Below are 23,753 nucleotides of genomic sequence, written 5' to 3' on the forward strand. Positions count from 1 at the left end.
ACTATTATATCAAAATTTATACTAGATTTCATGTTCTTGACACCAATTTTGAAAATTTTCCTTAAATTCCAACAAAATTTCAGGATCCCGAAGGCTAGTAAGTGGATAAACAAAGGGATCTGTACCTTCTCCCACCTTCTTTTGCAAAACAAAAATGGTCTTAGACTGGGCTCCTTGAGCGAATAGATCCTCTGGTAAAGCTAGGATAGCGACTAGTTGAGCTTGATCAGTCAGCCAAGATTTCAAGAGGTCACTCTGGGGACTCGTCAAAAGATCTGTTGGAGCAAGGAAAATAGCATAGCCTCCCGTCTTAAGATACTTGAGTGATTGCTCCATTAATAGATGATGAGCGTAAGTATGTTCATCCTTTGCTGCCACTTGGTAACGTGAGGCAATCTGATCGTCTGGGTAGTAGCCAATCGGGAGGTCGCTCACAATAATATCACTTTCTTTTAATACTTGTGGACGTACTGCATCTCCTTGGACAAAGCCCATTTGCAGATCCATAACTTCAGCCATACTTGCAGCCAAATCGATCAAGAGGTCATCTAGTTCAATCCCAAGGTAATCTACCTTTTTGTTCATGGACGTTAAGAAGCTAGCGCCCAGAATTCCCATCCCAGACCCCAACTCTAATAAACTTAGATCTTCAGCAGGCCACAGTTGCTCTATCAGAAAAATCATCAAGTGACCAATGGCATCTGGTGTAAACTGGTGATTTGCTTGGAGAGGTTCTGTTTGCGCTGCCTTCATTAACAAGAATTGGTAGGTTCGTAACCACTCTTCTTTTCGAAGAGCCAATCGTTTTAATGCTTGATTATTTTTCTTGACATCTTCCAGATTTGTCTGACCATCCAGATAGATTCCATTTTGCTCAATCAAGGCATCGTAAAAATTTGTCGTCAAATCATTTTGAATGATTTGGACATTTTCTAGTAAATAGGTATATGCTTGTTCAATTTTTTCAAAATACATACCCTTATCTTACCAAAAATAATGTCCTTTTTCCAGATTTTCATGATAGTGAAAACAAATTAAAACCTCTGAGATGACTCTCAAAGGTTTAATCATGACTATTTACTATTTTCGACAGCTGCTGTTACAAAAGCAGTGTAGAGTTCTTCTGGGCGGTTTGGACGACTTGAAAGCTCTGGGTGATACTGACAAGCCACAAAGAATTTGTTTTCTGGAATTTCCACAATTTCTACCAAGCGGTTGTCTGGTGAAACGCCTGAAAAGACAAAACCTGCTCCTTCAAACTGTTCACGGAAAGCATTGTTAAATTCATAACGGTGACGGTGACGGCGTTGCACCACCTCTTTGTTATGATAAGCTACCGCTGCCTTAGAACCACGTTTTAACTTAGAAGGATAAAGTCCCAAACGAAGGGTACCACCCATGTCCTCAACATCAATCTGATCACGCATGATATCGATGATAGGGTATTTGGTATCAGGATTTAGCTCTGCTGAATTAGCTCCTTCAAGACCTAAGACATTACGGGCAAACTCGATACAGGTCAACTGCATACCCAAGCAGACTCCCAGCATTGGTACATCATTTTCACGCGCATAGCGAATCGCTTCAATCTTACCTTCAGTTCCACGTTGACCAAAACCACCCGGCACGATGATTCCGTCAGCGTCAGATAGGAGTTCTGCCACATTGTCAGCTGTCACATCGTTAGCATTGACCCAATCAATCTTGACTTCTGCATCATTGGCATAACCAGAGTGTTTCAAAGCTTCAACAACTGAGATGTAGGCATCTTGCAACTCAACATACTTACCAACAAGGGCAATCTTGACTTGTTTTTTGAGGTTCATAACCTTGTCAACCATAGCTGACCACTCTGCCATATCTGCTGCAGGCGCATCAATTTTCAAATGGTCACAAACGATTTGATCCATACCTTGTGCTTGCAGGTTAAGTGGGATTTGGTAAAGATGATCGACATCCAAGGACTCAATAACTGCTTCTGGTGCCACATCACAGAACTGGGCTAGTTTATTTTTAATTCCTTGTCCAGCTGGTTTTTCTGTACGGATGACCAACATATTAGGCTGGATTCCCAGACCACGCAATTCTTTGACAGAGTGTTGAGTTGGTTTGGTCTTCATTTCACCAGCTGCCTTGAGGTAAGGAAGCAAGGTCGTATGGATATACATGACATTATCTGCACCCACATCTGCCTTCATCTGACGAAGAGCTTCTAAGAATGGAAGTGACTCGATATCCCCGACTGTTCCACCAACCTCTGTAATAATGACATCAGAGTCTGTCGTAAGAGCAGCACGCTTGATTTTTTCTTTCAAGGCATCTGTAATATGAGGAATAACTTGGACGGTTGCACCCAAATACTCTCCACGGCGTTCCTTACGAAGAACTTCACTGTAGATTTTACCAGTTGTCACGTTTGAGTATTTATTAAGGTTGATATCGATGAAACGCTCATAGTGACCCAAGTCCAAATCTGTCTCAGCCCCATCATCTGTTACAAATACTTCTCCGTGCTGGTAAGGGCTCATGGTTCCTGGGTCAATATTGATATAAGGGTCAAATTTTTGAATGGTCACCTTCAAACCACGGTTTTTCAAAAGACGCCCAAGGCTCGCTGCAACGATCCCTTTTCCAATAGACGATACCACACCACCAGTGACAAAAATATATTTCGTAGACATAGATTCCTCTTTCTAAAATGCTCAAGGTCTTGTTTACTAACAGGGGATTGAGGAAACAAGACCTTCATCAATAACTACACCCCAAGAAGAAAAGCTTCCTGGAAAAAACAAAAATAGCTCCCTAATAACTAGGGAGCTCCGACCTCTAAAAGAGGTGCCCGAACAATATATTACCTCAAAATGAATCATTTGTCAAATAGAACAAATCGTTGACTTGGCATTCCATCTTGCATAACTCATTCAAACTAAAAAGTAAAAAGAGGCTGGATCTAGGAAATCGAGACTTGATAGACCGATTCCAGCTCCAACTCCTTTTTATTTTTATTCTTCCTCTTCTTCAGAGTCTTCGTCGTCTTCTTCATTAAGATCGACTTCTTCATCTAGATCATCTGGGGCGATTTCATTGATTTCAGCATCGTAGGCTTCCACTTCATTCTTCTCATCATCTGGATTTTCATCATCATAAGAAAGAGCTGGATCTTCTTCGTATGCATCCTCATCTTCTGGATCATCTGCACTGTAATCAATAGCATCTGCATCACCATCCATAAAGGCGTTGACACGTTTTTTCTTAGCCTTAGGTGCTACTTCTTCATCATCACTTTCTTCAAGAGCAATGATTTCCTCATCGATTTCATCGACTCCATACCATGAACGAAGCCCCCATTTGTTATCTCCAAGTGAGATAAAGCTACCGTCAAAGTTCAACTCTGTGTAGAACAAAGGCAAAGCTTCACGAATATCGCTATTAGAGGTACCGAGATAGTTTTGGATTTCATTAACCAAATCACTAAAATGCATTTCGTGATCACGACCACGGAGTTCCAAGATGGCACGAGCCACCTCAATCATAGATAGTTCACTTTTTTCTTGCCCAGCAAATACTTCTAATTCCAAAGCGTTTCTCCTCATTTTTTACTACTAACGCCAGAGTGGATAAACTCTGATCTCATTTTATCATGTACTCTTTATTGTACGATAATTTTGCCTAATAGTCAAAGGTTTAGGAGAAATAAATGTGAAATATTTCAGCTAATTAATACTCAATGAAAATCAAAGAGCAAACTAAGAAGTTAGCCACAGGCTGCTCAAAACACTGTTTTGAGGTTGCAGATGGAAGCTGACGTGGTTTAAAGAGATTTTCGAAGAGTATAAAAGACCTGGGAGATACACTCACAGGTCCGTGACTTTATTTGTAACTTAAAGCTCGTTTAAAGGTTTTCCAGATCCCCAAATCATCTGTTTGAAGGACCAAACTAGCATACATCCGTCCGATAAAGGCTGTTGCAGTAACTGCAAAAATAACCGTTATAGCAAGCGAAATCCAAGCTTCTAGTCCATTTGCGTAACCATTGATAGCTCTGAATGGCATAAAGAAGGTTGAGACGAATGGGATGTAAGAACCGATTTTCAAAATCAAATTATCCCCAGAAGTTCCTAAGACAGTTACTCCAATGAAACCTACCATAATCAAAAGCATCAAAGGCGATAAGGCCTTACCAGAATCTTCTGGTCGAGAAACCATAGAACCTAAGAAGGCAGCCAAGACCACATACATAAAGAGACTAACCAAGACAAATAACAAGGTATTGATCGAAAATGCTTCTCCCAAGTGATTTAGAATACCTGAATTTGCCAAGATAGGCATATCCTTAAAGAAGAAAATAGCTCCAAGTCCACCTACAACATAAATACCAATATGAGTCAAAATAACTAGAAGTAAGGCAATCATGCGGGCGTAGAAATAATGGCTAGCACGAATGCTTGAGAAGACCACTTCCATGATTTTGGTTCCTTTTTCACTAGCTACCTCTTGAGCAGTGACACTAGCATAAGTAATCAAAATCATATAGAGAAAGAAACCTAGTCCTGCAGCCGCAAAGGTTTGGACCATCTTTTTATTTTCCTTGGCTTCATCAATCTGTTCTGTGAATTGAATTGTTTGAGCCAAGCGTTTTTCCTGTTCCTGAGACAAATTTGCTTCTGAACGGTTGAGTTGGGATTGAAGTTCATTCAACTTAGCGGTCACTGCTAACTTAATGCCACTCTCTAGTGAAGTCTCACCATGATAGACTGCCTTGAGGATACTATTCTCCTGGTCAATGGTTAGATAGCCTTTTATTTTTTCATCCTTGATGGCTTCTTTGGCACTTGCTTCATCCTTATAGTCAAAGTTAAGACCATTGGTCGATTTAAGTTCTTCTGTAACAAGAGGAACAGAACTAACTACTGCTACCTTACTATTTTGAGCCAAGGAAGAACCTTGGAGAACACCAATTCCTCCAGATAGACCTAAAAAGAGGAAAGGCGAAATCACCATAAAGAAGAAACTCCAAGACTTGACATGTCTTAGATAGGTTTCTTTGATTACAACCCACATATTTCTCATACTTCCACCCCTGATTCTAATTTAAAGATTTCATCGATTGTTGGAGCTTGTTGATCAAAAGTCGCGATATATTGACCTTGAGTCAATATTGGGAAGAGTTCTCTACCTGCACTTTCATCATCTAAAATCAACTTCCAACTACCTTGCTTGGTCAAGCTAACCTGTTTGACATGAGGAAGGCTCTCCAGTTCTTCCTTGCTTCGGTCACTTGAAACAAAAAGTCGTGTTTTGCCGTATTGATTGCGGACTTCTTGAACCGGTCCATGCAAGACCACACGCCCATCACGAATCATGAGGATATCATCACAAAGTTCTTCAACATTGGTCATGACATGGTCAGAAAAGATAATGGTCGCGCCACGTTCTTTTTCTTTCAAGATAACCCGCTTAAGAAGTTCGGTATTAACTGGATCCAAGCCACTAAAAGGCTCATCTAGGATAATCAAATCTGGTTCATGAATCAAAGTGATAATCAACTGAATCTTCTGTTGATTTCCTTTTGAGAGACTTTTAATCTTGTCCGTCAGTTTCCCCTTAACTTCCAGTTTTTCCATCCATTGAGGGAGTTTTTCTTTGATTTCCTTGGTGTCCATGCCTTTTAGGGTAGCCAAGTAACGAACTTGTTCAAGGACTGTCAATTTAGGCATAAGACTGCGTTCTTCAGGTAGATAACCAATGCGAGCATAGGTCTCCTGACGAATGTCTTGACCATCAAGCTCAATCTCCCCTTGATAGTCTAAAAATTTCAAAATACTGTGAAAAATAGTTGTTTTCCCAGCTCCATTTTTACCAACCAGCCCTAAAATACGCCCTGGTCTTGCTTGAAAGTCAACACCAAACAAAACTTGCTTAGGCCCAAAACTTTTCTCTAGATTTCTTACTTCGAGCATCATCCACCTCCGAAATTTATTGCACTCATTATACTCCTTTTTGATAGCATTTACAATGATTTATGTACATTTTTAAAACTTAATTTCAAGAAGGATATTTACTGGATAGGAACTTTATTGGCTCATCACCAAGCATTTTAGTCCTCCAGATTTTAAGTGATAAATTTATTATACTCATTTCTTGATAAATCCGTTGGCTATGTCCTCAAATGTTCATTTTCAGTCCTGAATTGTTACTACTAATCTTCATCATCCTGCCTAGCTTATCGTGCTATTTTATGGTATATTTTTGATAGACTATAGATTATCTTAGGCTAGGAATCTGATATGAAAAAAAGACTTAAACTCGAACCAAACAACAATAACTTAATCATTTGGGAAGCTGAACAGCCAAAAGCCATTCTTCAGCTTGTACATGGCATGGTAGAATACGTAGAACGATATGAAGAATTTGCTCTAGCCATGAATAACGAAGGCTTTACTGTTATCGGCCATGATCATCTCGGCCATGGTTATACTGCTCAAAATCCAAGTCAACTCGGAGTCTTTCCTGAATCTCCCGAGGAACTCATCGATGATATTGAAATAGTGACCTCTTTTATTCAAGAAAGCTATCCAGAACTTCCAATCGTCCTTCTAGGGCATTCTATGGGTTCTCTTATGTGTCGCTATTATGTAGCCAAACGAAAACCACCTATCAATGCCTTGATTATCATGGCGACTGGTCAACAGCCTCAATTTCTGACTCGATTGGCTCTCATCCTAACAGAATGCATTCGACTTATAAAAGGGAATAAACACCGTAGTAAACTCCTGACCTATCTATCAACTGATAGCTTTAATCGAACTATTAAGCATCCTAAAACATCTGTCGATTGGCTCTCAAAAAATGAGGAATCCAATCATGCTTATCTGAAGGATCCATTCTGTCAATTCATACCTACTATTCCCATGTACAGAGCCATTTTTTACTTCTCTAATCAAGTAGCGAGTAAACAAGTGATCGATGAGATTCCAACCCAACTCCCAATTCTCGTGATTTCAGGACAAGAAGACCCTCTAGGCGAAAATGGTAAAGGTATAGAGAGATTTGTAAAACTCCTAAAGGCTTCACATTCGAAAGTAAGCCTTCGATTAGTTGAAGAGGCTCGTCACGAAATTCTAAACGAAATCAATCGACAAGATACTTACCACTTCTTAGCTGATTGGATGGCAAAAAACATCGATGTCTGATCATCTTGTAACACTATTAAAAAAGAGTTATTTCTCCGTCAATTTGATTCAATCATCAGGCTAAAACTTGATGATTTTTTCTACTAAAAAATCCATCCCTAGGGATGGATTGAAAATTTTTAACGCACTTCTGCATTCACTTTTTCTTCGAGTGATGCTTGGATTTTTTCCATGTAGCGTGCGACTTCTTCGTCGGTTAAACTATCTTCTGGATTTTGGAAGGTCAAGCTATAAGCCATAGACTTCATTCCGATACCCAGTTTTTCACCTGAGAAGACGTCGAAGAGTTTGATATCTGTCAAACGTTTCACGCCTGCAGCTTGGATAGCGTCCACAACTTCTTGGTGAGTGACTTCTGCCTTGAGGAGAAGGGCAACGTCACGACTGACTGCTGGGAATTTAGTAATTTCCACAAATGGTGTGGCTGGTTGAAGGGTTTCTTCAATAGCTGAAAGGTTAAGCTCAGCTACATAAGTCTCTGGAATATCGTAAGCCTTAGCCGTCACAGGGTGCACTTGACCGAGGAAACCAAGAACTTGGTCCCCTAGTGAGATCAAGGCTGTACGTCCTGGGTGGAGGCTAGTGATTTCAGAGGTTGCTGTATAGGTCACTTCAAGACCCAAGCGAGCAAAGAGGGCTTCCAAAATTCCTTTGGCATAGAAGAAGTCAACTGGAACAGCTGCAGTTTGGAAGTCTTTTTCAGCGACTAAACCTGTCAAGGCAAAGGCAAAGCTGTTGATTTCAGTTGGCAATTCTTCTTTTGGATTACCAGTTTGCTCGAAGACTTTTCCAATCTCATAAAGAGCCAAGTTTTTATTCTTACGTGCTACGTTGTAGGCAACTGTATCAAGGATACCTGAAACCATATTTTGGCGGAGAACTGAACGGTCCACAGTCATTGGCCACATGAGCTCTGTTAAGTTGCTTGGCTGAATCGTAAATTCAACGGCTTTTTCAGGAGTTGTAAGAGCATAGGTGATAATTTCTGTCAAACCTGCTCCCTCAGCGATGGTACGAACTTGACGGCGGAGTTTTTGTGTCGCAGTCAATTCACCAGCTGTTCCATCATCTTTTGGAAGACTAGTTGGCAAGCGGTCATAACCATAGATACGAGCGATTTCTTCAAAAAGGTCCGCTTCGATAGTGATATCCCAACGGCGACGTGGAACGCTAACTGTGAAGGCTTCTGCATTTCCAGAAAGGCCAAAGCCAAGACGACGGAAGACATCCTCTACATCTGCGTAGGAAAGCTCTGTACCAAGGACACGATTAACGTCAGCAAGAGTTGAAGAAACTTCTACATCAGATGTATCCAACTGGCCTGCTGAAACAATGCCCTTACGCACGGTCGCACCAGCCAATTCAGCAATCATACTTGCTGCTGCATCAAGGGCTTCATTAACGGTTGCCACATTGATACCTTTTTCAAAGCGTGAAGATGATTCTGAGCGAAGGTTGAGACGACCACTTGTCTTACGGATAGATTTGCCATTGAAGATAGCAGCTTCAAGAACTACACGAGTAGACTTTTCAGAGATTTCTGTAGCTTGTCCACCCATAACACCTGCAAGAGCTACTGGTTTATCAGCAACAGTGATCACTAAGTCATTTGTTTCCAAGTCACGCTCTTCACCGTCCAAGGTTACCAATTTTTCACCTTCACGCGCTTCACGCACACGGATCTCGCTTCCTTCAAAGGTATCGAAGTCAAAGGCATGCATCGGCTGACCAAAGTAAAGCAAGATATAGTTGGTCACGTCGACCACATTATTGATTGGACGGATACCTTCGTTCATGAGAAGGTTTTGCAACCATTGTGGACTTGGTGCGATGGTCACATTATCCAAGATACGAGCAGCATAGTAAGGCGCCTTGTCTGTCTCAATGCTGACAGAAAGAGCATCGGCTGCAGCTTGGTCTGTTTCTGTTAAGGTAAATTCTTTAAAGTTGACTGCCTTGTCATAGATAGCGGCTACTTCGTGCGCTACCCCACGCATAGAAAGAGCATCTGCACGGTTTGGCGTGATAGAAAGTTCGATGATTTCATCATCCAAGTCTAGGTAAGAGAATACTTCCTCACCTGGAACGGCATCTTGAGGCAAGATTTGGATGCCATCTGCGAATTCCTTTGGTACAACTGAGTCAGAAATCCCCAATTCACCAAGTGAGCAGATCATTCCGAGAGATTCTAAACCACGGATTTTCCCTTTTTTGATTTTGTAATTGTCAGCGATACGAGCTCCCGGAAGAGCCACCATGACCTTGATGCCTGCACGCACATTCGGTGCACCACAAACGATTTGACGGGCTTCTTCTTCGCCAACGTTAACCTGACAAACATGGAGGTGAGTTTCTGGCACATCTTCGCAAGACAAGACATCACCGACGACAATTTTTGAGAGACCAGCAGCAGGTGAGTCGACACCTTCTACCTCAATCCCTGTAGTTGACATTTTCTCAGCCAACTCTTGTGATGGCACATCAATGTCCACCAATTCTTTTAACCATTTGTATGATACTAACATAATTCTGATCGTAAGATCTCATCAATCGAGACCTTTTCAATTCCTTTCTTTTTCTTCGAGTAAGCTCTTGCCATTTCTCACCGAGAGGAAATGACTAAAACTGTATAGGATTGTGTTTCAGGTTTCAAGCTTATTTAAACTGTTCTGAGAAGCGGACATCTCCTTGGTAGAATCCACGGATATCGTTGATTCCGTAACGAAGCATAGCTACACGTTCTTGTCCAAGACCAAAGGCAAAGCCAGAGTAGACAGTTGCATCGATACCACTCATCTCAAGGACACGTGGGTGAACCATACCGGCACCCATAATCTCGATCCAACCAGTTTTCTTACATACGTTACAGCCGCCTCCTCCACACTTAAAGCATGAAACATCAACCTCAACAGAAGGCTCTGTGAACGGGAAGTAAGATGGACGCAAACGGATTTGGCGCTCTTCACCAAACATTTTTTGTACAATCAACTGGAGGGTTCCTTGAAGGTCAGCCATAGAGATGTTTTTCCCAACAACCAAACCTTCGATTTGGTGGAATTGGTGACTGTGGGTCGCATCGTCCGTATCACGACGAAACACACGTCCTGGTGAGATCATTTTCAAAGGACCTTTAGAGAAATCATGAGCATCCATTGCACGCGCCTGAACTGGAGATGTGTGGGTACGGAGCAAGATTTCTTCTGTGATGTAGAAAGTGTCCTGCATATCACGGGCTGGGTGGTCTTTTGGAAGATTCATACGTTCAAAGTTGTAGTAGTCTTGCTCCACTTCAAATCCATCCACAACTTGGTAACCCATACCAATGAAGATATCTTCGATTTCTTCACTAGTTTGTGTAAGAACGTGACGGTGACCAGTCGCAACTGGACGACCTGGAAGTGTCACATCGATGCTTTCACTTGCTAATTGAGCTTCCACTTTCTTTTCTTCCAAGAGCTTAGCTGTTTCTTCAAAGGCAGCTGTTAGGACATCACGAGCCTCATTGACGTGTTTTCCGATAACAGGACGCATTTCTGCTGATACGTCCTTCATCCCTTTGAGGATTTCAGTAAGCGACCCTTTTTTACCAAGGACAGAAACACGCAATTCTTGCATCTCTTTTTCATTTTCAGCAGTAATCTGCTTCAAGCTAGCTAGCGTTTCTTCACGAAGCGCTTTTAATTGTTCTTCAATAGTTGACATAATTCCTCCATCAGTCTCTCGTAGATAAAAAGAAAACCACATGCCAAAAACTCCATTCGGAGCGTTGACACGCGGTACCATCCGTTTTTATCTGACAAGTCAGACCTTTATTTCTGAATCCATAGGCAAGTGAATTCACCCAGCTTTCATATAGAGAGCTTTCAGTCACGGCTCTCCTCCCTGATATACTTCCCCTGAGATACTAGTCTTGCAGATTCCTATTTAATTATTATTCATTTTATCAAATTTTAAGTAATCTTGCAAGATGTTTTGCGACTAATCAACATAGTCTCCACCTTCAAAACCGTAATACTCTTCCAAACTGAGGCCACTTGCTGCAATTTCTTTGGCTTCTTTGCCAACATAGCGAAGGTGCCATTCTTCAGCCATATATCCTGTTTCTTTTTCCTTACCTTTAAGATAACGAACTACAAAGCCATAGTCAGCAGCATGATCCAAGAGCCATTGAGCTGCTTTTTCTTCTGTCACTAAGTCTCCATCTGTGCCGATAAGGTCAAAAGCAAGACCAGTTTGGTGTTCACTATATCCAGGTCGTGCAGAATAGCGGTCAGCCTCTGCCTTTCCGTCTTGATTGACATAATCTTGATACAATTTAACCTGAGTCTCATAACTTCTAAATCCACTATAGTGGTCGCTGATTGGGAAACCTGCTTGCTGCATAGCTGCAATAAGTTTCAACAGTTCTGCCTTAGCGGTAGGATTTTCTCCTGGATTATAATCTTTAGATAAGGGATAGTGTTTATTAGCGATAACAATTTCATCGTACTTGCCTTGAATGCTATAGTAATCTCCCTTATTGACCACTTCCGCTTTCTTTTGACTAGCTTCCTGAGATTTACTTCCCGCGGTTCCTTCTTGTACAGTCTTTTGCTCTGAAGAAGCTTTTGCGTCAGAAGTTGCTGGTTTTTCTTGCGAACAAGCCGCCAATGTTAGGGCTAGTAGTCCAGACAAGATAAGGTATCTTTTTTTCATGATTTATCCTTTCATATGATAACTTTATCCAATTCAACGGATAAAGTTTGAATTAAGTTTTCTAATTGTTTCGGTTGCGCTTGGCAATCTTCTGCTGCCATTTCTTCCAAAGGAACCCACCAGACTGGACCACGTCCATTAAGACCGTGCCCCTTCATATCACCAGCTCGTCTAGGAAAAATATGCCAATGAACATGGGCATCTCCATTTCCCAACAACTCTATATTCATCTTTTCAGCAGAAAAAGCTTTAGAGACAGCTTCCTGCACCAAACTCATTTCCTCTAAAAAACGAAGTCTGACACTTGGATCTAGATGATGTAGTTCTGTGACATGTTCCTTGGCTAAGAATAGAGTGTAACCTTCAAAATACTGGTGGTCACCAATGACAACATATCCTGTTTCTAACTCCTTGACAAAGTAGGGATTGTCACCAGACTTGATGAGTTCAATTCGTTGACAGATGAGGCACATAAGTTTCTCCTTTCAACTCTAAAAAGGTGTGATTAAGGTCAAAGAGTCGGTGTTTATAGGTCATCATTCCCCTCCCTCTTATCTTTATGAAATAAAATCTTAATCTTATTTAAAAATGGAATAACTTTAAAATAATTTCTTAAGCGTCTCTCACTTAACTTAGGTCCCTGTAGTTTTCTATATTCTTCGATATAAATTGTAGATACTTTACCAATTTCACTTTCCCCGAAAATAATAGCTTTTGAAATTACTTCACCAAGACTTAGACAAAATGAAACCATTCCAACAAGCAGAGCAATAGAAAAATTATTATACAAATAATACGCTATTCCAGCATCAACTGCGGCAATAACGAAAAGGAGTACTGTAATGCGTATTTCAGATTTTCTATCATCGCTTTCATTAATACTCAATTCTGGGAGTAAAAAAATTAAGGTTACAATAACAATCAACCAATAAGCTAATAACAAAGAGAATCCAGTGGGTTGTTCGATAAAACTCTTATACCCAGAGTATATGAAAAATAGCTGAAGTAATAACATCGCATACTGAAATAAATTAAACCATATTTTAGCTGAATTTATGAGCGGAATATTATTTTCTACTTTAATATCTAGTAATCGTTTAGAAATTTGTATCCGATGAGCTAGTTCTTTTAAATCTTCTATTTGAAGTATTTGAGAAGCAAGTTTTTTCTCTATAATTTCTATTTGATACCACACATATCCATCATCTTCTATCCACTGATATTTTCCAAAAGTTTTTATTTTTCGTCCATACGGATTAATCTTTTGAGAAATTTTAAAAAGTAGTTTTTCTAGATCTGGATTAGTAATTCCTTTATCGACCAGTTCATCAGCATAAACAACTAGTTCTTTAAAGTTTTCTTGTTTATTTTCATACACATACTTACGATAGTCCTCTTTTTTCTTTTGAAAATAAGCATACAAACTCGAAATCAACCCTGTTATTATAGCAGGCGTTGCTATTTGTTTCAGTATTTCATACATAGTACTTTATCGACTCTTCAGTCCACCAACTCACTCTTGAGATAGGCGTCCACCATACGCTCAGTAGCCACTACAGAATCAATATGAGTACGCTCGTAAGAATGGCTTGATTCAATACCTGCTCCTAGAAGAGCATGCTTGACCTCTGCTCCAGCTGACATCGCTGCAGAGGCATCTGAACCATAAAATGGATAAATATCTAGCTTAAATGGAATGTCTTGCTCTTTTGCGAGAGCTACCAAGTGTTGACGGAATTCATAGTGGTAAGGACCAGAAGCATCTTTGACACAGATTGACACTGTGTACTCATCCGTCTGCTGGTCATCTCCCATTGCTCCCATATCTACCGCTAGATATTCGACAACTTGACTTGGGATACTTGAGTTAGCACCATGCCCCACTTCTTCAAAGACTGAAAAGGCAAAATGCGTAGTGACAGGAAGTTCAATCCCTTCTTCTTTGTATACTTTAAGGAGATTAAGGAGAATAGCTGCGCTGACCTTGTCATCCAAATGACGAGACTTGATAAAGCCTGTCTCAGTCACGACAGTTCGAGGGTCAAAGCTGATAAAATCACCAACCTCGATACCGAGTGCGCGCGTTTCTTTTTCATTGGTTACTTTTTCATCCAAACGAACTTCCATATTGTCCTGTGTGCGTTCAGCAGTTCCAGCATCTTTATATACGTGGCAAGAAGTTTGGTGGATCAAAATCGTACCTGAAACAGTTTTCCCTGTACTAGCTACATGGACCGTACAGTTTTCGCCTTCAATCATGTTCCAAGGATAACCACCGATACGGTCCATCTTGAGACGACCATCTGGTTTAACAGCGCGAACGATAGCTCCCAGGGTATCCACATGGGCGGTCACATAGCGTTGTTGCTCATTATTTTTACCTTTAATGGTAACGTTCACTCCACCCTTAGCCATGCGGACTGGTTGATAGCCTAGTTTTTCAAGCGTCTCAACTAGATAATTCGTAATTTCACGCGTAAAACCTGTTGGTGACGCAATAGCAGTTAGTTCTTTGATATATTCTACAGTTTGATTCATTTCTTCACCTCTTTTGCTACCTATTATAACACATTTATCATCGGATAAAAAAGAAAATCACTCCTGTAGACTTAGCTACAAAAGTGATTTTAGTGATTATTCCATTTCAAAAGCTTCACTTTCTTGTTTATTTGGAAGAACAAGAGAAAGTAGAATACCAATAATAGCTGGTACCAACCATGGCAGAGAAGCCTCCGCAAATGGTAGAGCGTTCACGATATTTGCAAGGATCTCAACTTTAAAAGTAGAGCCTAAAACACTTGCAATAGCAATGGCTGTGACAATACCAACAGTTAATTGCATTCCTGGTTTTGAAAGAGCAACAAACTTGTTCACAATCACAATCATGACAATGTCAATCGTAATTGGGTACAAAATAACGAGAACTGGTACAGAGTACTTAATAATAGCACTCAAACCAAGATTTGCAATAGCAAAACCAATCAAGGTAAAGACTGTTGCATAAACCTTGTAGCTGACTTGTGGGAAACGTCCGTTAAAGAACTCGGCAGTTGATACAATCAACCCTACAGTCGTTGTAAAGCAAGTAACGGTTACCATAGCTGCAAGGAAAAGCTGAGCAGTAGAACCAAAGATTTCTTGCGTTGCTTGAGACAAGATATAAACTCCGGGAGTTCCACTCTTCATTGCTTCTTCTGTTACTGGGAAATGATTGCCCAAGAAACCTAGACCGATGTAGAGAGCACTAAATCCGAGTGCTACAACAATTCCAACTACCCAAATGGTTGAAATGTACTCTTTCTTACTTGAAAAACCAAGTTGTTTCAAGGTTTGTACTGCAATAACACTGAAGGCAACCGATGCAAGCGCATCAAGTGTATTGTATCCTTCAAGGAAACCTGCACCAAAGGCTGAAGCTTGATAAGCGCCTGAAGCTGCTTGTGGTGCATTCCCACCATACTTGAAAGCTCCAAGGATAACCAGAATAACAATTAAGATGGCAAAAACTGGAGTCAAGATTCGACCGATACGATCCAAGATTTTTGAAGGATTCAGCGAGATTAGGTAGGCAGCTACAAAGTAAAGAATGGTGAAGACAATCAAACCTAAACCTTTATCTGCTTGATCCAAGAGTGGACTAATACCAACTTCAAACGATGTCGTTGCTGTACGAGGGATGGCAAAGAATGGGCCAATCGACAAGTACAAAACTGCAAGATAAATCGTCGCAAACCATGGAGAAATTTTCTTAGAAATTTCATAGATATACCCCTTAGGATTAAGGGTACCAATGATCAAGGTTAGGACGGCAATCCCAACACCCGAAAATACAAATCCTGCAATGGCAGGGAGAAAGTTTTCTCCAGACTGTGCGCCTAGAGTTGGAGGGAAAATCAAGTTACCTGCTCCAAAAAATATTCCAAACAGGAGTAATCCTGTTAAAGCACCTTTTTTAGCCATAAACTCTCCTTATAAAAAATAAAATACTTTCTTAGTATAACATGATTAAAGGCTTGAAAAGGCTATCTCGAAATAATTTTAAAATGTTTTCAATTTTCTGATTTTTAGAGCAAATAAACTCCCTTTAAAACCTTTCTTATTTTCGGTCTCAAAGGGAGATTTTCTTATTCTAAGGCATCCATGCCACCTTGGACATTGATAACCTCATATCCTTGTTCTGCTAAAAATTGACAAGCGCGTGCTGAACGCATTCCTGACTTACAGATCACGTAGTAAGGCTGGGTTTTATCTAGTTGCTCATAAGTATCTGCCAGTTGACTCAGAGGGGAATTAAGAGCACCTTCTAAATGAAGAGCCTCAAATTCCTCTACTTCTCTCACATCCAATACAGAAAGCGACTCTCTCTGATAAAGCTGATAAAAATCGTCAAAAGTAATTTCGTTCATTCTTTTTCTCCTAAAATAATTTTAATTCTTTTTTTCAAATCTGGAACCACTTCTTCCTCAAACCAAGGATTTTTTTTCATCCAAATTTGATTACGTGGTGATGGGTGTACCAGAGGGAAATAATCAGGCAAATAATCTTTAAATCGATGCACACGGTCTGTCACCTTGCCACTAACTTTCTCATGTAGATAGTAGGCTTGGGCATACTGACCAATCAAGAGCGTCAATTGAATATCTGGTAACTCCTTCAAGAGTTTTGGATGCCATTTTTCTGCAAAACCTGGACGAGGTGGCAGGTCACCCGATTTCCCATGACCTGGAAAGTAGAAATCCATGGGCAGGACTGCAAAGTAACCTGAGTTGTAAAAAGTGTCTTCATCCACACCCAACCATTCGCGCAAGCGGTCCCCACTTTTATCCTTCCAGTATAGCCCTGCTTCTTGGGTTTTGAGACCAGGTGCCTGGCCAATGATATTGATACGAGCTGTTTTTGGTGCTGCAAAGAGTGGCTCGATGCCTTGCTCAGTGTAACTGGCATTCTGTGGATCCTCTATGATAGCTTGCTTGATTCTTTCGATTTGAGACATTTTCTCCTCCAAAAAGAAGTCCAAGCATTAAATCTCAGACTTCTATAGCATTATTTGATCAATTCGTAAATAGCTTCAGCGTAGATTGCTGCTGCACGGAAAAGATCATCCAAAGCGATAAATTCGTTGGCTTGGTGCATAGTATCGATAGAGTCTGGGAACATAGCACCGTAGGCTACACCACGCTCTAACAATCGTCCAAATGTTCCACCACCGATGACTTGTTCATGACCTTTAAGTCCAGTTTGTTTTTCATAAACATTCAACAAGGTTTGGACAAGTGGATCTTCCATTGGCACATAGTGAGGTGTGTGTCCGTGTTCTGACAAGCTAACAGAATCAACAGGCAAGGTTTCAAGAACTGACTTGATTTGCTCTGGGCTTGTTCCTTTTGGATAACGGAAGTTGAGGGCAATGGTATTGTCAGCACTTGTTTCGTCAAAGCGGAAGACACCCGCATTCATAGAAAGTGCACCCATCTTTTCATCCACATGAGCTACTTTCAAGTTCTTCCCTTCGTGGTCGTTCAAAAGAATCTTACCAGCAATGTCAAGATAGTCTTTTGCAGGTCCTTCAAAAGCAAATTGGCTTAGGAAGAGGGCAAGATAAGTTGCACCATTGACACCCGAAGCAGGCATGGCACCATGGGCTGATTTACCAATTACAGTCACCTTGTACTGACCGTTCTCTTCTTGGATTTCTCCTCTGAGTTTGTGCTCTGCAACGAAAGCGTCTAGTTTCCCTTGCAAGTCAGCTAAGTCACCTGAAACGACTGCTGTTGCTGATTCAGGAACCATGTTTTCACGCAAACCACCTGTGAAGCTGTGAAGACGAACTAAACCAGTATTTTCACCAGCAAAGTGAAGGTATTCTGTGATGTTTCCTTTTTCACCATTGATGATAGGGAATTCAGCATCTGGAGAAAAACCAAAGTCTGGTTTTGCAAGTCCTACATGCTCAAAGTAGTAGTCCATATCTGCCCAACCTGATTCTTCGTCAGTTCCGACGATGAAACGAACTTTCTTAGAAGTTGGAAGTCCCAATTCTTTGATGATTTTCAAACCATAGTAACATGCTGTAGTTGGCCCCTTGTCATCAGAAGCACCACGCGCATAAAGACGACCATCTTTGATAGTTGGAGTGTAAGGGTCAGTGTCCCAACCGCTACCAGCCGGCACTACGTCCATGTGGGCAAAGATTCCAAGAACTTCTTCTCCTTCACCAAACTCGAAATGTCCTGCATAATTGTCGACATTTTTTGTTGGGTAGCCATCACGGTCTGCGATTTCAAGGAATTTTTCCAAGGCTTTTACTGGCCCAGGGCCAAATGGATGCTCAGCATCTGCCTTGCTGTCATCACGTTCTGAGTTGATTTCCAAAAGGCTAAACAAGTCAGCCAAGAGGTCTTCTTTCCGTTTTTCTACTTCTGCTGTAAAATCAATAACTGTCATTTTTTCTTCCTATCTTTTTTCGATAATTTCATCTACTGGCAAGCGATAGCTTGGTTCTAACTTCTCATCTGTGTATCCCACTGTAATCAAGAGCTCTGGACGGAAGCGTTCTTCGATTTCCAAGACTTCATTGACTTTTGATTTGTCAAAACCAAGGATAATGTTTGATCCGATTCCTTGGTCAGTCAAAGCAAGGACTAAGTTCATAGCTACAAGCCCAGCATTAAGAGCCAAGTAGTCACTGACTTGTTGTTCGTTGTAACGCGCAAATTCTGCTGGAAGATTTTTCATAAAATATTGAAGCTGCTCTTCTGAGAAATTATTGGCACCACCAATACGAGCAATCTTGCGAGCGCGTTTGGCTAAGTCTGTATCTGTAAACAAGGCAATGGTTACAGGTGCAGATGCTACTTGCTCAAAGTTTGAACCGTAAGCCAATTTTGCTAGTTCAGCATTTCTCTCACGAACCACGACAAATTTCCAAGGTTGACTGTTGTGAGCGCTTGGTGCCAAGGTTGCGATTTCGATAGCCATACGCACATCTTTAGGATCGACAGGTTTATCAATAAAATGCTTGGTCGCATGACGTTTTTTATTTAACTCAAGAAATTTCATAATTGATTTCCTTTTCTATTTCTATTGCTTCCATTTTACCACATTCTGAAAGAGCTTGCAGAGTTTTTTCATTAGTGAAACAAATTATCTTTTTTCTTACTTGAGTTGTTTACTACAAAACTGGAAATTATAATATTTCTCTATCACTTCCATAAAATATATATTAGATATCTGATTGATTATCTGTTAAGCTAGATACCATTATCTTATGAAAAAATTATTCTTATTATTAGCCATTAGTCCCTTGTTGGTCGCCTGTGGGCAATCTAAACAGGATAGTGCTTCTACTTCCACTGCTAGTCCTAAAACCATTGTTGTAGCAACTGCTGGAGACATCCCACCTTTTGATTTTGAAAAAGATGGTAATTTGACCGGATATGATGTTGAGGTGTTAAAAGCAGTCGATGAAAAACTGGATCAATACAAGATTGAATTTCAAAAAACAGCTTGGGAAAGTATCTTCCCTGGAGTGGACGCTGGCCGTTACCAAGCTGCTGCCAACAACTTAAGCTACACCAAAGAGAGAGCAGCCAAATACCTCTACTCCCTACCTATCGCTAAAAATCCTTTGGTTCTCGTGAGCAGAAAAGACAAGACTCTTACTTCTCTGCAAGACATCGCTGGTAAAACTACTCAGGATGATACAGGAACTTCTACTGCCAAAGTCGTTACAGACTGGAACCAAAGCCACTCCGACAATCCTGCAACTATCCAATACTCTGGTGAGGATGTCGCTAAACGTCTGACTGATCTTTCAAATGGCGAGTTTGATTTCCTAATCTTTGATAAAATCTCTGTTCAAAAAATTATTCAAGACCGAGGTTTAGACTTGAACCTAGTCGACTTGGAAAGCAATGACAATCCAAACAATTACATCATCTTTTCAAGTGACCAAAAAGAATTTAAAGACCAATTTGACAAGGTCCTCAAAGAACTCTACCAAGATGGAACCCTTGAAAAACTCAGCAAAACCTATCTCGGTGGTTCTTACCTACCAGATCAATCTCAATTACAATAAGATATATTAAAAACGATTGGCTAGTCCAATCGTTTTATTTAGTATCTGTTCGTTAAAGCAACTCTTACAAAAAATCAAAATAATTCTTCACATCCTCCACATAGCCATGCTTTTCAATTAGGCTAGCAAGTAATTCCCTATTATGTCCTTGATAGTTGTCCTCACGTCGTAATTCTTCATACATTTCGATAAAAGGAAGATCTTTGGTTTTGGCTGATTCTAGCTCTGCTTCATAATCATAAGCAACTTTTCGAAATTGGATATTGACCAATTCACCATTTTCAACTTCGAGTAAGGCATACTGGGCTCGGTGATTTTTCAGCTCTTTCCAGTTAAAATAAGGCATACCAATCGAACCTGGATTGATGATTTGTTGCCCTTGGCTACCATAACGAAGCAACTGCTTGTGAACATGACCATAGACCGCCACGTCCGTTACCTCATCTAGCAGTTGGTCAAATTTATCTGTATTATTTTCAACCAGCAAATCACCACCATAATTTTTCTCAGGCAAATTATGTGAAAGAGAAAAGCGCAAGCCTTCGACTTCTTTCTTGGCTATCATAGGTAGCTTTCTCAACCAATCAATATGCTCGGGGTTTATGCGCTCCATCAGATACTGAGTCATCCTGAGAAACTGAATTTCTTCGGGATCTTCTAGACCATATTGCCCACTTAAAGCCTCTAACACACAATCATCCCAGTTCCCTCGAACGGATGCTGTAATGGGAAGGTCTTTCAAAAGAGCCACCAAGTCATTTGCTCCCGGCCCAGGAAGAAAAATATCTCCCAGAAGCCAATATTCAGTCGCTCCCAATTTTTTAGCGTCTTCAAGCACTCCAGCTAAGGCGGTCGTGTTGCCATGAATGTCTGATAAAATTGCAATCTTATGGTTCATTTTCTGCCCTTTCTTTATTGGATAGCATTCAGGGTATCCAAATCACTCTTATTTTTCTTCATTATAGCATAAAATCGCTAGAAGATTTTCACATAGAAATATTATCACCAAGATTCTTTTAAAAATATGTCAAAAATAGTTGACATTATGTTCTTAAAAGAATATACTATAGTCAAATATATGTGACACAATCTAAAAAGGAGGAAGCATGAATCGTGTGAAAGAATTCCGCAAGGAACTGGGAAAGTCCCAACTCGAACTTGCCAAGGATATTGGTGTCTCGAGACAAACCATTAATATGATTGAAAACGACAAGTACAATCCTACCCTGGAACTCTGTCTCAATCTCGCCCGCAGCCTCCAAACTGACCTCAACAGTCTCTTTTGGGAGGATGATTTTTAAAAAGGAGAAGAAAAATGAAAAAAGAACCCCTCTATGAAAAACTGATCAAACGTATCTATGGCATTTCAGGGCCACTTGATGAACACAAACGGCGCGAGGCTGACCACATCGGGAATAAAGTCTTTATGGTTCTCTTTTACCTCATGACTTTAGGCAATCTTATTCCCTTTGTCCTTGCTTTTAGATATCCCCAAGTAGTCGCTTTTGGATATCCAATCATTATCTTTCTAATTTTCATGGTTTGTGCTATCTATGTCACTAGTCAAACTACAAAAACTGGTATTGCTTCTATTGATCCTGACGTGTTGAACCAGAAGGAAAAGAAACAGTTACGTAATCCTGGACTTAAAGCTGGTCTGATCTATGGAATAGTCATGTTATTTGGAATGCCACTTCTCAATATTCTAATGGATGATAGCAAAAGCTATCTTACCGCTCTTTTAAATACAAGAAGTATCTTGTCAACCATCGTTGCAGCCTTCTTTTTCGGATTAACAGTGCATATTGTCATCACTCTTCGTATTCAAAAAGCTAGAGAAGATCAAGACGACGATTAGGAGGAAACTTATGAAATCACTACAAACTTTAATTCTCAGTCATATTTTGATCAGTATCTTTATGACAGTTTTCCTAGTTTATGGCCAAATTACGCGTCCTTTTCTGATCATCTTCTTCATAGCCCTTCCTGTCTTGAACAAAGGACAAAGATTTCAGAAAATCAAATCAAAAAAAATACGCCTCTTAAACGCATCTCTCTGCTTTATCTTCGTATCTTTCCCACAACTGTTAACAAATTCTATGGATTGGAGATATCTATTATTTCTAACAATCTGTATCGTTTTTAGTCTAATCTACTTCTATACTCTCTATCAACTCTTTAAAGAAGCTAATCAAAAACAATCTTATTAAGAGGTCACTACCATGAAAAAAGAAGATTTAACAACTCGCTTAGTTCGAAATTTCTTTCATATCCAAGGACCATTTGATGAATGCCGTCAAGAGGTCATCTACAAGGCTTGCGCCCGTTCCATGGTCCAAATCTTTTACTCTTCCTTCTTTCTCTTCCTGTTCTATCTTTTGTTTGGGCGCTTTATAGAGATAGTTCGAACGGCTATGCCCTATCTCTACTTCTTGATGATTTTTGCCCTCAGTCTCAAGGCAAGATATTCTACTAGAGGGCTCCACTTAGAAGATGATGATCAATCCGAGATTCCACAAATCACTTACAGCAAGCATCAAATCAAGTTAAGAAGTTGGTTAGTTGGAATTAGCATCCCAACTCTCTACTTATTTATCCTATTTTCCAAAAAAGTAATCCTTGAAAATCACTCGATTACAGATTTCTTCTTGCAGTTTCTAGAACTCAAAATGATCGCTTTTTTCCTATTAGTAGGACTTGGAGTAGGATCAATCTTCGGTACTATGACTTATTATTTTTTATCCGAACATGAAGAACAGTAGGTATAAGCTGAACTAATTGATTATGTTTATTGTCGACAACAAACCCCTAACACTTCTCAGTGCTAGGGGCTTTTTTAGTTTCTTAAATACCGCATATATTCTACTAATACATAGACAAGGATTGTTAAACAAATGATCGTTTCCAGCCAAACGAGAAGGTTTAGGACTGGAAACTGCAGGATGCCTTGGACCATTTTCAATGAAGTTGCTGTGATGATAGTTGGGAAGGTTAGGGCTGAAAAAGCTGGTTGAAATCCCTGTTTTAAAATCCTTGGTAAACGACTGAGGACAAAGAAAAAGAAAGTTTGTGAAGCAAGGATCATGACTAGCAAAATCCAAACATGAAGACCTGAACCTCCGATCCGAACGAGTGCTGCTAACAGTAGAGAAAAGGGAGCACAGTAGATTCCTTCTTGCCCCAGTAAAGCCCGTGGCAATGGATTACTTTTCAAATCTTGATAAATCAGAGGATAAAGGAAAAGGGTTAAGGTAAATCCAAAAATCCAAGCGCCATAGGCAATCTCGACTATGCCCACCACTGGGTAGGTCAAGCTTGCTACTGCTATTCCCACATAAAGAACTGTCCAACTTGGCGTTGCGCTCGTTCTTGGTTTAGTCTGCACATAATTTTTAGTGAAGTAGATGATTAAACCTACATCTAGAAGAAAAGCAAACCACCAAAGAGCTTGCGCTATGATACTCATACTCGTAGGTAAGATTCGCAGTAAGTAGGTTGATAAAATCATCCCTGCCATGGGAAAGGTCGCCATTCCCGATAATAGAGGAGCTTTCTTAAGTTCTTGCTGGCTTTCTTGCCAATCACTAAGATGACTGTATAAAAAATAAAACCATAAAATCAAGCCTGACAAACTAAAGACGTGCGATAATAGTGGAAAAATATCCAATATGAGATTGCCTGCTCCAGCCAATCCCAATAAGCACCCTGAAAAGGCCAAGGGGAGTTTTTTCATGTGAACCTCCAATAGTCATGTTATTATCAGTATAGCATAAAAACGCTTAAATGGA

The 23,753-nt window shown here is 40.3% G+C and carries 24 protein-coding genes; 6 read left to right on the top strand and 18 right to left on the bottom strand.

All coding sequences use genetic code 11. The features are described 5' to 3' along the window. Positions 1–21 precede the first annotated feature (21 nt). From RRU92_RS09265 to RRU92_RS09285, 5 genes are all read right to left on the bottom strand, one after another. Positions 22–975 carry a class I SAM-dependent methyltransferase gene (locus RRU92_RS09265; RefSeq protein WP_315639491.1) on the bottom strand — a complete coding sequence of 318 codons (954 nt, stop codon included), beginning with the start codon at positions 973–975 and terminating at the stop codon, positions 22–24. A 98-nt stretch (positions 976–1,073) separates the two neighbouring features. Then, positions 1,074–2,681 carry a CTP synthase gene (locus tag RRU92_RS09270; protein ID WP_315639492.1) on the bottom strand — a complete coding sequence of 536 codons (1,608 nt, stop codon included), beginning with the start codon at positions 2,679–2,681 and terminating at the stop codon, positions 1,074–1,076. Between the two features lie 321 nt (positions 2,682–3,002). Continuing rightward, a complete protein-coding gene (gene rpoE / locus RRU92_RS09275; protein ID WP_000418422.1) occupies positions 3,003–3,578 on the bottom strand; it encodes a DNA-directed RNA polymerase subunit delta in 576 nt (191 codons plus the stop codon). A gap of 292 nt (positions 3,579–3,870) precedes the next feature. Beyond that, positions 3,871–5,070 (bottom strand): ABC transporter permease, encoded by a 1,200-nt coding sequence (locus RRU92_RS09280; protein ID WP_315639494.1) that lies wholly within the window; start codon positions 5,068–5,070, stop codon positions 3,871–3,873. Further along, entirely contained in the window at positions 5,067–5,960 is an 894-nt protein-coding gene (locus tag RRU92_RS09285) for an ABC transporter ATP-binding protein (protein ID WP_311523577.1), read from the bottom strand. Before RRU92_RS09285 ends, RRU92_RS09280 begins: the two co-directional genes overlap by 4 nt. A 327-nt stretch (positions 5,961–6,287) precedes the next feature. Between RRU92_RS09285 and RRU92_RS09290 the strand changes: the two genes are divergently transcribed. Further along, entirely contained in the window at positions 6,288–7,193 is a 906-nt protein-coding gene (locus RRU92_RS09290) for an alpha/beta hydrolase (RefSeq protein ID WP_315639496.1), read from the top strand. Between the two features lie 119 nt (positions 7,194–7,312). On the opposite strand, the gene pheT is transcribed toward RRU92_RS09290, so the two are convergent. From pheT to RRU92_RS09345, 11 genes are all read right to left on the bottom strand, one after another. Then, the gene (gene pheT / locus RRU92_RS09295) at positions 7,313–9,718 is read right to left on the bottom strand and encodes a phenylalanine--tRNA ligase subunit beta (RefSeq protein WP_315639498.1); all 2,406 of its coding nucleotides are present in this window, start codon (positions 9,716–9,718) and stop codon (positions 7,313–7,315) included. Positions 9,719–9,848: 130 nt separating this feature from the next. Then, positions 9,849–10,895, bottom strand: coding sequence for a phenylalanine--tRNA ligase subunit alpha (gene pheS / locus RRU92_RS09300; protein WP_315639499.1), 1,047 nt, complete (start codon positions 10,893–10,895; stop codon positions 9,849–9,851). Positions 10,896–11,171: 276 nt separating this feature from the next. Beyond that, positions 11,172–11,888: an LD-carboxypeptidase LdcB/DacB gene (gene ldcB / locus RRU92_RS09305; RefSeq protein WP_315639506.1), complete on the bottom strand. Its 717-nt coding sequence runs from the start codon at positions 11,886–11,888 to the stop codon at positions 11,172–11,174. A gap of 11 nt (positions 11,889–11,899) precedes the next feature. Next, positions 11,900–12,361 (bottom strand): HIT family protein, encoded by a 462-nt coding sequence (locus tag RRU92_RS09310; RefSeq protein ID WP_315639525.1) that lies wholly within the window; start codon positions 12,359–12,361, stop codon positions 11,900–11,902. A 53-nt stretch (positions 12,362–12,414) separates the two neighbouring features. Then, entirely contained in the window at positions 12,415–13,371 is a 957-nt protein-coding gene (locus tag RRU92_RS09315) for a hypothetical protein (protein WP_315639542.1), read from the bottom strand. A 17-nt stretch (positions 13,372–13,388) separates the two neighbouring features. Next, positions 13,389–14,426, bottom strand: a complete 1,038-nt coding sequence (locus tag RRU92_RS09320; RefSeq protein WP_315639549.1) for a M42 family metallopeptidase — start codon at positions 14,424–14,426, stop codon at positions 13,389–13,391. A 96-nt stretch (positions 14,427–14,522) separates the two neighbouring features. After that, entirely contained in the window at positions 14,523–15,848 is a 1,326-nt protein-coding gene (brnQ, locus tag RRU92_RS09325; protein ID WP_075232143.1) for a branched-chain amino acid transport system II carrier protein, read from the bottom strand. A 164-nt stretch (positions 15,849–16,012) separates the two neighbouring features. Continuing rightward, on the bottom strand, positions 16,013–16,294 hold the full coding sequence (locus RRU92_RS09330; protein WP_075232144.1) for a rhodanese-like domain-containing protein: 282 nt from the start codon (positions 16,292–16,294) through the stop codon (positions 16,013–16,015). Further along, positions 16,291–16,881, bottom strand: coding sequence for a uracil-DNA glycosylase family protein (locus RRU92_RS09335; RefSeq protein WP_315639559.1), 591 nt, complete (start codon positions 16,879–16,881; stop codon positions 16,291–16,293). Before RRU92_RS09335 ends, RRU92_RS09330 begins: the two co-directional genes overlap by 4 nt. A 50-nt stretch (positions 16,882–16,931) precedes the next feature. Next, positions 16,932–18,332 carry a dipeptidase PepV gene (gene pepV, locus RRU92_RS09340; RefSeq protein ID WP_315639561.1) on the bottom strand — a complete coding sequence of 467 codons (1,401 nt, stop codon included), beginning with the start codon at positions 18,330–18,332 and terminating at the stop codon, positions 16,932–16,934. Positions 18,333–18,341: 9 nt separating this feature from the next. Continuing rightward, positions 18,342–18,947, bottom strand: coding sequence for a nitroreductase family protein (locus tag RRU92_RS09345; RefSeq protein WP_315639562.1), 606 nt, complete (start codon positions 18,945–18,947; stop codon positions 18,342–18,344). 208 nt (positions 18,948–19,155) lie between these two features. On the opposite strand from RRU92_RS09345, the gene RRU92_RS09350 reads away from it, so the two are divergent. Then, positions 19,156–19,965, top strand: coding sequence for an amino acid ABC transporter substrate-binding protein (locus RRU92_RS09350; RefSeq protein ID WP_315639565.1), 810 nt, complete (start codon positions 19,156–19,158; stop codon positions 19,963–19,965). A 64-nt stretch (positions 19,966–20,029) separates the two neighbouring features. Here RRU92_RS09350 and RRU92_RS09355 read toward each other — a convergent pair whose 3' ends face one another. Further along, entirely contained in the window at positions 20,030–20,863 is an 834-nt protein-coding gene (locus RRU92_RS09355) for a metallophosphoesterase family protein (RefSeq protein WP_315639568.1), read from the bottom strand. A 208-nt stretch (positions 20,864–21,071) separates the two neighbouring features. Between RRU92_RS09355 and RRU92_RS09360 the strand changes: the two genes are divergently transcribed. The 4 genes from RRU92_RS09360 to RRU92_RS09375 are packed head-to-tail and all read left to right on the top strand — an operon-like array spanning position 21,072 to position 22,727. Further along, a complete protein-coding gene (locus tag RRU92_RS09360) occupies positions 21,072–21,266 on the top strand; it encodes a helix-turn-helix transcriptional regulator (protein WP_006152985.1) in 195 nt (64 codons plus the stop codon). A 14-nt stretch (positions 21,267–21,280) separates the two neighbouring features. Then, a complete protein-coding gene (locus RRU92_RS09365; protein WP_315639571.1) occupies positions 21,281–21,823 on the top strand; it encodes a DUF3278 domain-containing protein in 543 nt (180 codons plus the stop codon). Between the two features lie 10 nt (positions 21,824–21,833). Then, positions 21,834–22,175 carry a hypothetical protein gene (locus tag RRU92_RS09370; protein ID WP_315639573.1) on the top strand — a complete coding sequence of 114 codons (342 nt, stop codon included), beginning with the start codon at positions 21,834–21,836 and terminating at the stop codon, positions 22,173–22,175. 12 nt (positions 22,176–22,187) lie between these two features. After that, positions 22,188–22,727: a DUF3278 domain-containing protein gene (locus RRU92_RS09375; RefSeq protein WP_315639574.1), complete on the top strand. Its 540-nt coding sequence runs from the start codon at positions 22,188–22,190 to the stop codon at positions 22,725–22,727. 74 nt (positions 22,728–22,801) lie between these two features. Here the strand turns inward: RRU92_RS09375 and RRU92_RS09380 are convergent, their stop codons facing one another. Continuing rightward, complete coding sequence (locus tag RRU92_RS09380; protein WP_315639576.1) at positions 22,802–23,698, bottom strand: TDT family transporter; 897 nt, start codon at positions 23,696–23,698, stop codon at positions 22,802–22,804. Between the last annotated feature and the right edge of the window lie 55 nt (positions 23,699–23,753).

It is taken from the genome of Streptococcus sp. DTU_2020_1001019_1_SI_AUS_MUR_006 (assembly GCF_032340315.1).
Taxonomy (GTDB): domain Bacteria; phylum Bacillota; class Bacilli; order Lactobacillales; family Streptococcaceae; genus Streptococcus.